Annotated in this window: 6 protein-coding genes; 4 read left to right on the plus strand and 2 right to left on the minus strand. The window is 54.3% G+C overall.

All coding sequences use genetic code 11. From position 1 onward, the window contains the following. Nucleotides 1-4280 (minus strand): Calx-beta domain-containing protein (locus ACETWG_10310; GenBank protein MFB0516976.1); only part of this gene is annotated, 4280 nt, incomplete at its 3' end. Between the two features lie 193 nt (nt 4281-4473). Next, nucleotides 4474-5373 (minus strand): hypothetical protein, encoded by a 900-nt coding sequence (locus ACETWG_10315; protein ID MFB0516977.1) that lies wholly within the window; start codon nt 5371-5373, stop codon nt 4474-4476. Nucleotides 5374-5699: 326 nt separating this feature from the next. Here ACETWG_10315 and ACETWG_10320 point away from each other — a divergent pair, with 326 nt between their 5' ends. The 4 genes from ACETWG_10320 to ACETWG_10335 all read left to right on the plus strand — a co-directional run. Next, nucleotides 5700-6122: an Rrf2 family transcriptional regulator gene (locus ACETWG_10320; protein ID MFB0516978.1), complete on the plus strand. Its 423-nt coding sequence runs from the start codon at nt 5700-5702 to the stop codon at nt 6120-6122. A 207-nt stretch (nt 6123-6329) separates the two neighbouring features. After that, the gene (locus ACETWG_10325) at nt 6330-7571 is read left to right on the plus strand and encodes a hypothetical protein (GenBank protein MFB0516979.1); all 1242 of its coding nucleotides are present in this window, start codon (nt 6330-6332) and stop codon (nt 7569-7571) included. Then, entirely contained in the window at nt 7561-8460 is a 900-nt protein-coding gene (locus tag ACETWG_10330) for a cytochrome c3 family protein (protein MFB0516980.1), read from the plus strand. Before ACETWG_10325 ends, ACETWG_10330 begins: the two co-directional genes overlap by 11 nt. Before the next feature lie 695 nt (nt 8461-9155). Further along, a partial coding sequence (locus ACETWG_10335) for a citrate/2-methylcitrate synthase (protein ID MFB0516981.1) occupies nt 9156-10185 on the plus strand: 1030 nt, incomplete at its 3' end.

Here is a 10185-nt window from a genome sequence, read left to right on the forward strand (position 1 = left end):
GTGATGGTGACCATATCCCCGGCCTTCACCAGCGAATCGGAATAGGATAGCACATAGCCAGGAGGGGTATTATCCAACAGCAGCTCAGTTCTCCCGGTTGTGTTCCCCGCAGTCAGAGCGTTGCCCGCCAAGTCCCGGGCAGTGATGCTCACCGTCACCAGTCCATCATTCCCCGCCGGCATGATAGCATCGTAGCTCCAGACCGCCGGAGCGGCCGTCGCAGTCATCGCTGCCGGTAGGGTCGTATTCACCGCGTAGGCGATACTAATCTGGGGTGAGGCTGTTGCCGCTTCATTAACCGTCAGGGTTATGGTTACAGTGTCACCTTGATTGGCTAGAGTGTCACTGTAGGTGATGGCTGCGGTGGGGGGTGTCTCATCAACGGAAAGGGAGCTGTCGCTAAGGCTGTAGGTAGTGGTATTTCCCGCCACATCGGTTAGAATGGACTTGAATGTAAGGACGTCCCCATCCGAAAAACCGGTCAGCTCCTCCACACCGATGGCGGTAACCTCGGTATCTGCCACCGCAACAGTCTTGGATCCCGACGTAACGTTGGCTTGGGTGATGGGAATGAGCGGGCCTAAACTTTCGAAACTGCCATCAGCCTCAGCCTGGGGCTGCACAGTGCCCCCGCTCAGGGACAAATCGCTGACCACCAGCGGTACCACTACGGAGATGCCTGTGTTGGTCCGGTTCCAGTAGCCGGTAACCACAGTACCCCCCGTTGGTACCACCGCACCTGTTTTGAATGCGGCCGGCGGGATTTGATCTATCAGGATAATACTACTGCTGGGAGAGCCGGTGGTACTATTCCCGGCCGCGTCAGAAATCACCGCCCGCACTGTAACGGTAGAGTCATCGTCAAAACCCGTGAGTCCCTTGAAGACTCCGGCTGCAATACTCAGCACCTTGCCTTTCCCGGTATCGGCCACGGCGATGGTATAGGCGGAACCCAAAACTTCGTAACTGCCACTCCCTACTTTGGCCTCCAGCTGAATACTACCACCGATAAGCCGCGTACTGGTATCGACCGGAATGGTGACCTTTACTCCCGTATTGGTGGCATTCCAATAGCCAGTGACTACGGTACCGCCGCTGGCCACCACCGTCCCAACAGTGAAATCCACCGGCGGATCGTCGTTATCCAGAATAGAGTACGTATGGGTACTCATGGTCCCCAGCTGGGCATTGACCGCGTTTGAAAGTGCCAGGGTAATCGTTTCGTCATCTTCGACTAATTGGTCATCGATGATGACCGCTTTGATATTGACCAGGGTAGTACCCGGCGGAAAGGTGAGCTTGCCGCCAGCCAGGGTGTAATCTGTACCACCACCCGTGGCTGTGCCACCGGTAATGGCATAGTCCACCGTAATCGTCAGCTCCGAAGCCGCAGAGAGCACTACCGGCAAATTGACCGGGCTGTTACCTTCGTCACCGGAGGATCCAAAAGCGGTGAAGCCAACGGTAGGGGCATCATCATCGTCATTAATAGTATAAGTGTGAATGGACTTGGAACCCAGGGTAGCATCAATGGGATTTGATAAGGTTATAATAACCGTTTCATTCGGCTCATCAAAGATGTCGTCAATAACATCTAAGGAAACAGTAGTAGAGGTTTGGCCTGAATAGATAGTGGCCCTGCCCGATTCCAGAGTATAGTCCACCCCACCGGTGGCGGTTCCCCCCGTAACGGCATAGTCGACCGTGGCAGTTACCGCAGAGGCTGTTGACAGCACGATCTGAATACTCGCCGGGGTGGACACCTCATCCCCTCCGGAGATGGACAAAGCGAACTGAATGACCGGCGGAGAATCTTCGTTGACAATGGTATAAGTAAACACCGAGTCGGCACCGAGCGTCGCATTTACCGGATTTGAGAGTGCAATCCTGATCGTCTCATCACTCTCGTAAATCGCATCCTCGTTGATGATTATTGAAAGGATGGTATCCGTTTTCCCCAGGTTTCCGGTAATGGTGGCGGTTCCGGGATTAAGGATATAATCCGTACCTCCCAGGGCAGTACCCGCTATGGAATAATCCACCGAGGCCGTCAAACCGGAAGCCGCTGACAACTGAATAGTAGGTGTCACCGTACCCGCATTTTCGTCATTACTGCCACTGGTAGTCGTGAATTTGATAGTTGGCGGCTCATCATCATCATTAATCGTATAGGTATGCGTCCGCTGACTGCCAAAACCAGCCTTGACGGCGTAGGTCAGAGAGATCACTATGGTCTCATCATTCTCGTAAAGGGCATCCGGAATGATAGTAGCTGAGAAACTTCCGGAGACCTGGCCAGCATTGATCACTACCGTGTCACTGGGTAAGGTATAGTCCACACCTCCGCCGGTGGCGGTCCCCCCGGTTACTGAATAAACTACCTTAACGGCAAAGGCCGACGTATCCGACAATACCAGGTTGAAGCTGGGCGCGGTACTTACCTCATCGGCGTTGGAGCTCGGTAGGGAAAAGGCCACGTTCGGAGGCGGGTCATCATCAATAATGGTATAGGTCATGGTGTCCTGACTACCGGTCACGGCGTTGGTCGGTGTCTGGGAGAGGGCTATCACGATGGTTTCATCCGGCTCGTCCGTGTCATCCGCTATGTTCACCGTGAAGGGAACCGATTTATTAAGACTGCCGGCCGCAATCACCGCCGTGCCGGTTGACAGTGTATAATCCGTCCCATTGATAGCCGTACCACCCACAACGCTATAGCCGACCGACACCGGCAGACCTGACTTCGTAGAGAGCTTGACCTCGAAACTGTGATTCTGGACGCCCTCGCTGCCGTCATCTTCCGCCAGGGTAAATTGAACCGTCGGTGGCGAATCGTTGTCCATAATCGTATACGTGTGGGTCTTCTTGGATTCGTTAATAACGGCGTTGACCGGATTTTGAAGTCGCAGGGTAAAGGTCTCGTTACTTTCATCGAGGTTATCATCAGTTATGGAGGCCTGAACATCCTCGAAGGTTTCGCCCGCCTCAAGCGTCACCGTTCCGGTTGTCGTCAGGTCGCTCTGTCCCACGAACAGGTCGTAGTCCACGCCATCCGCACTCGCTGTCCCCCCGCTTATCACGACATAGTCCACCTTCACCTGTCGGCCGGAAACGGCATCAATCTCGATCCGGAACGTGGCCGGTGAGGTATTCTCTGCCCCGGAACTGCTGGTCGAGTTGAAGGAAATATTCGGCTCGAGATCATCGTCAAGAATCGTTAAAGTGTAGATCCGTTGTCCCAGGTCAATCTCCGCGTCAACGGCACTTGCAAGCGTAATGACGATGGTCTCATTACTCTCGTCGAGGGCATCTTCCTTTATCGGGACGTTGATGGCAGCGTCCAGGTTCCCGGCGTTTATGGTCACCGATCCATCCGACGCCAGGTTGTGGTCCACATTCCCGCCCGAGGCGGTCCCCCCGACAGTGTAACTGATGACGGCATCCTCACCGGAAATCTCCGTCAGTGAAACCGGAATGGCGATGGTGGTGTCGTGCTCCGAGATCGAGGAGGCGGTAGGATCAAAGCGTACTGTGGGCTCCGAATCACTCTCCGCGATCTTCAGGGTATGCGTTGCCGTGGGGATTATCGGCTGGGCATTAACCGGGGTGGAAATGCTGATGATGATCGTTTCCTCGTGTTCGAACAAGTCATCATCTACGATAGTCACCGGAAAATTGGCCGTCAGGTTATTGGCCGGGATCGTGAATTGACCGGACGGCGGAGACTTAATATAATCGGTTCCACCACCGGTTGCCGTACCATCGCTTACCACGTAATTGACGGACGTGGGTAATCCTGATTCTACGGGCGTCAGCCGCAGCTGGACGTTCGCGGTGCCGATCGATTCATTCACCGTACTACCTGACAGTGAGAACTGGATCGTCGGCGCGGGATCGTTGTTGGTGATAATGAGATAATGATCTCGATATGCACCATACCCGCCAACTGAGGGATTGCTCAGGGTGAGCTGTACGGTTTCATCACCTTCATAGTTTGGATCGTCAGTAATCGAAACGGTTACATACTGGGTGCTGGGCCCGATGAATGTCAGCGAGCTGGGGCTTCTAGTGTAATCGACGTTCTGTTGTGCATTGCCCCCGACCAGTATTTCTACAGTAAGAGCAGCGGTTGCCGTGACGGCCACCTGGACAGCGCCAGCAGATTCACTATAGGTACTGGAGTCGTCATCGAAGGATACGGTCTGGGCGAAGAGCAGCCCACTGCCGAGCAGAAAAAAAATAGGAGCGATAAATAATGTGCGGTAACGGGTCGTAAACATTATGAAATCAGCTTATAGGCCCATACCTGATTGCAGCAGTCCGTTTAAAAGCTATTATATAGGTAATATACAAGCAAAATAACCCAACAGTTAAACTAAAACTTTAATAAATAGAAAGCAGTGATCTGGATCAATTGATAGGTACCATACCGGCCGCCATCAGCAGGATCAAGGCCCTGAGTATACATTTACCTTAGAAGCGATAGCCGAGGCTGCCCCCTACATCCAGCCAGTAGGCGGCCCCTGACAGAGTAGCTTCTTGGACATAGATGAGTCGCGATTCAATGGTGAGATCAATAAAGCGGATGAACGGGATGGTGTAGCCTCCTCCGAAGAGCAGCCCGCCTCGTACATCGCTGCCGGATGCAAACATGCCGCCCCCGGCCGAAACCTTCAAAGGCCCCAGCGGAAAACGCATCATAGCCAGCAGCGCCACGCCGCTGAATTCGCCGCCCCGCGGGTGCTGGTTCTCGAAACTGAAAGTAGCAACCTCCAAGGCGTAAGAGGGGGCTAAAGGACCGGCGCCCACCTTCCGGGGCAGATCCAGGGTGACGCGGTAGTCGATATACGAATGCCAGAAGGGATCGAAGCCGAGTCCAGCCATAAAGGGGGATGCCACCGATAACTTCGCTGTATAACCACGTATAACGCGGGGCTCCCTGATCTTCTTCTGCTCTATCTCCTGGAGTTCAACCTCCCCGGCCTGATCGTCTGCCAGCTCCAGGTCGTCTACCCCCTCCTCCGGCTCTATATCTTCTAAAAACTCTTCATCAAGGGTTTCATCGAAACCCTCGTCGTCGTAATAGACATCTTCTTCAAGATAACCACCCTCATCTTCGTAATAATAATCCTCCTCGCCCCCGTAACCTGTGTCTTCCTCAAAGTAGCCCTCATCAGAATATTCGTCGTAATATTCCCCTTCGTAGTACTCGTCATACTCGCCCCAGTCGTAATCAATCGTATCTTCTGGGGCGTATTCTTGTTGAGCCTTGGCAAGATTAAATGGAAAGGCCAGGAGGGTCAATATCCCCAGCCCGGCCATACCCCGGGCGCCGAAATTCTTGATCATGATTAGTGCGTGTGCCAGATTCATTTTCATCATCCTTCCGCCGTCTGAGGGTAATAAAAGAAGACCGAGACGGACATTTTTACTAAATGTAGCCATCTATTTCGGCAAGTAAAGACTTTTTTCTTTTCTAGAAGCCACACCTGTGATCGATTGTAATCAACAATCAGAATAATCAAATATACATTTTGAAGGGGGAAGGCAAGTCCACAGTTTCCGACAATTAAGGGCAGCGACTGTATCTTATAACTGTATCTCATAAGAGTATCTATTTATAGGAAATGATATTGACAAATTAGTGAAAGAGCGGTAAAATTTAAATAAGGATATTAAGAGTAAATTATCTTATTATTATGTTTTCACGGAGTGCAGCTCATGCCTTGCAGGTGATGAGCTACCTTACCCGCAACTCTCAGCGCCAACCTCTGAAACTCGAGCAGGTATCACTCGACACTGGTATCCCTAGACATGCTGTCGTCAAGGTTGTGCAGGCGATGCACAAACAACACCTGCTATCAACCAGCCGGGGATCGCATGGAGGAGTTACTCTGGCAAAACCACCTGGTTCAGTCATACTTAGTGAAATCGTCTGCGCTATCGACGGCCCCCCCGACGATTGCCCCGTTAGCACAGGAATGGTACCCTGCCAACCCAAACCCGACTGCTGCATTTTCCAGCAATGGAAGCGAATAGCCCATCAGGTGCACACCCTCCAGGCATGCCAAGATTTGGCGAGCTTCGCCAACCAGAATATTCCCATCGACTTCTACAACTGAACCGCTGGGCAAAGCCTGCCGTCGCTGACTACGCCGAGCACGAAGCCTGAGAGGTTCATTCCTCGGGATTTCTGTTCACGCCAAGCCAACTTACCGTTGGTCGACCCGGCCGCCCGGATCAAGACTAGAAAGACCTGTCGCGAACCCGGTGTAAATAACGAACAAATTTGAGCTTGTTATCCGTAATTATCTAAATTCTGGCCGCTCATGAAGACACCATCTCACCACGAAGCCCTTTCCTCTAAAACACCGGCTATTTCAGCCTGGCTGGTTCTCGTGTTGCTGATGGGCACTTTCGTGCATGCCGCCAAGCCGGAGGCTGTCCTCCGGGGACTATTCGTATACCCGCGCAGCGATTTGAGCTCCGCCGAATCATTGGTATGGCAGGGACAGCTCAATGTGCGCCAGCAGGTCGACAGCCGGGTCAGCTGGAACCTACTGGGGGATATCACATCCAGGACCCTCACCCGGGCGGACGGGCTACGCATTTACTCAGGATATATCCAGCTCAAATTAACCCCGATCTGGGAAATCACTCTCGGGCGGCAAGTCCAATGGAACTCTATGCACACCACCCGGTTGGATGGAGTGGCCCTTAATCGGCAGAAAGGCATCTTCCGCGCTCGCCGGCAGCTAACCTTGTATGTCGGCGTTACACCCCAATCCGAAATTCGCACCGACTATGGTGATGCCGGTACCGCTGTAGCCGGAGGTATTCTGCGGCGCACCACCGGTCCAACTCACTATACCGTCCAGTTCTGGACCAACCAAATGGAGGGCGAGCAGCAGATTTATGTCGGTGGCTCCCTGAGGCGACGATTCGGGTCGCGCATCACGCAGGTGTCCGATCTGGCCGTGAAGGTCCTCCAACCGGCGGTTGAAACCATCCGACTTCGAACCCAGGTGCGCTTATCGCCAACGTATGCTACCTATATCCAGTACCGTTACTCCGGACATCTCACCGCCTCTCCCTACCCCTGGTACGACGAAGTCCTCGCTCCCCGGCATGCCATCTCCGCTGGAGTGCACCTACGCCCGCTGAACGGAATACAACTGCATACGGGGTTCGTCCAGCAGTTGGGGGACAATCAAGGTCATTATATGACCGCCCAACTGGCCCTGGGCGGACTGCAGTTCTCCTGGCATGCTCATACCCAGACCTCATATGGTGGCCAATACTTGATGCTTGGCGGGCAGCACACCATGGGGCAGAAAATAAAACTGGGTGGTAGCATTGGCACAAGCACTTACACCCTGTTCGATGATCATTCCCCGGCGGTGGAAGACCTGGATGTTGAAAAGGAAGAGCAATCCGCACTGGCAGCCACTTTCTGGGTTCAGGGGTACGGCGGACGACGCCTCGGCTATCGCCTTTTCGCCCAGTACACCCGGAACCGCTTCTTTAAACAAGACGGCCGTATCGGATTGCACGTGAGCTATGTGTTATAGTCTTCTCATAGCCCTGTTGCTGACCTCTATGGGGCCGGCTGACGCCCGGCCAGATGCACAGCAAACTCCCGATCGTATCATTTTCTCCCATATCCTGCACATTAAAGACCTGGGTCTGGAATGCGGCCAGTGTCACGAAGGCGTAGCAACCAGCATTCAGTTGACCCATGCCCTGCTGCCGGTTATGGACCAATGCCTGGCCTGCCATGATGGTGACACGGCCCCGCAAGAGTGTGCCGTCTGCCATACTCAGCCTGATGATCCCACGACTTACACCTGGCAGCCTACCGCTGGATTACTGTTTCCTCATCAGCCCCATATTGAGTCAGCCACTGCCTGCAACCACTGTCATCCCGGGGTTGCTGTCGCCGAGGCCCTGGCCCCCCGTACTCCACCGAAGATGGGCCTTTGCATGAGCTGCCACTCTACACCCCTCACAGACGCCGGCTGCTACAACTGCCACGCCTCGCTAAAGGACAAATTGCCTGCCAGCCACGATACCGACTGGGCCAAAACTCACGGGCTGTTCATTCACAGCTCGACCGACAATGACTGCGCCACCTGTCACCAGCAAACCGACTGCGAGATATGCCATGCCCAGGCTCAACTGGAAAAGAAAGTGCATCCCGCCAATTATGAGTTCCTTCACGCTGGAGAATTCCTTGGCTTTGAAAAAGAGTGCCGCACCTGCCATGCGATGCCCCAGGAGTGCATGGGTTGCCACCTTGCCAAAATGATCATGCCCTTGAGCCACAATAGCATCCAATGGGTGAACGAGACCATCGGTGGCTTTCACATCCAGGAAGCCCTGGACAAACCGGATTACTGCCTTGCCTGCCATGAACCGGCCAGCGATATAACCTGCCAGAAGTGCCATGGTAAGAAATAACCACTTACCTATCGCTGGTCTCACGGCCTTGCTATTCTTCTTCTATTGGGGATGCACGGAAATTGAGGAAGACGTTTCACCCCATCCTGAGGGATGGGCCGCCCTCCCGAATCCAGCCCACAGCCCTAAGGTCAGCGCGGCAGGATTCGAGGGCTGTACACCATGTCATGGGACGAACCTCGACGGCGGCTCGTCTGGCCTAGCCTGCAGCAGTGATAATTGCCATGCCAACGGCGCGGCTATACCACATACCGAGGGGTGGGCCTCGCCTGGCGGGATCTTTCACGGGGATTGGGTCCGGGTCGTGGGGATCAACCCGTGTTCAAAATGCCACGGTGAGGATCTCAGCGGCGGCTTTACCGATGTGCCCTGCGGTAGGTGTCACCCCAGCGGCGGCACAAACACGCCTGGTTTTACCAGGAGCTGCAGGACGAATTGCCCCGCTACAAGGCAGGCGAAATTAACTACCAAGCCCCTTCACACCTCGCTCAACAGGCCCTCAAGGATCTCCCCGATCAAGACTAGGCCAATTGACCCGGTCTTCCCTCCACAAACAGGCCAGGAAACAGTAGGAATTTAGGACGCCTCTGTCGTAATTTTAGAAGCCTGTCACGCATATATTGTGGACTGGTCTTTGACACAGCAAATACAGCCACTTTATCACCTTACACCCACGCTAGCTTCGGAGGTTACCCATGGATCCAGCCAAATTGATTCTTGATGGTAAGGAATATGAACTGCCCGTCATTGTCGGTACCGAAAAGGAAGTCGGAATCGATATCACCAAACTGAGAGCCACCACCGGAGCCATAACCGCCGACTCCGGCTACGGCAATACAGGCTCCTGCCTCAGCACCATCACTTTCATCAATGGCGAAAAGGGTATCTTGCGGTATCGGGGATATCCCATCGAGGAGATCGCTAAAAGCGCCTCTTTCATTGAGGTCATCCACCTGTTGGTCTACGGGCACCTGCCCAACAAGCAGGAGCTCAAAGAGTTCACGGACCAGTTGACTAGCCACAGACGGCTCCCTGAAGGCATGAAACCGTTCTTTGATGCCTTCCCAACCACCGCTCATCCCATGGCGGTGTTTGCAGCGACGATCTCTGCGCTTTCGACCTTCTACCCTGAGGCCAAGGATGAGGAGGAGGTCAACCTGAACGTCATCAGGTTGCTGGCTAAGCAGCCGGCCTTAGCTGCCTATGCTTACAAGCACTCCGTCGGCCAGCCCTACGTTGATCCCAGGGACGACCTGAGCTATACGCAGGACTTTCTGCACATGATGTTCGCCGTTCCCCCCGAGCCCTACGAGGTACCCGAGGTGTTGAACGAGGCCCTCAATCTGCTCCTCATGCTGCACGCGGACCACGAGCAGAACTGTAGCGCCTCCACCGTGCGCATGGTGGGCAGCAGCCAGGCCAGCCTATATGCCTCCATCTCTGCTGGGGTGGGCGCCCTCTCGGGTCCGCTGCACGGCGGCGCCAACCAGCGGGTGATCGAAATGCTGGAAATGATCCGGGACGACGGCATGAACTTCAAGAAGTACACCGACATGGCCAAGGACAAGTCGTCCGGTTTCCGGCTGATGGGCTTCGGCCACCGGGTGTATAAGTACTTCGATCCCCGGGCAACAATCCTGAAGGAAGTCGCTGCCAGGGTGCTCGAGGGACTCGGCATCGAAGACCCGCTTCTGGAAATCGCCAAGAACCTGGAGAAAATCGCCA

It is taken from the genome of Candidatus Neomarinimicrobiota bacterium, from assembly GCA_041862535.1.
Classification (GTDB): Bacteria; Fidelibacterota; Marinisomatia; order SCGC-AAA003-L08; family TS1B11.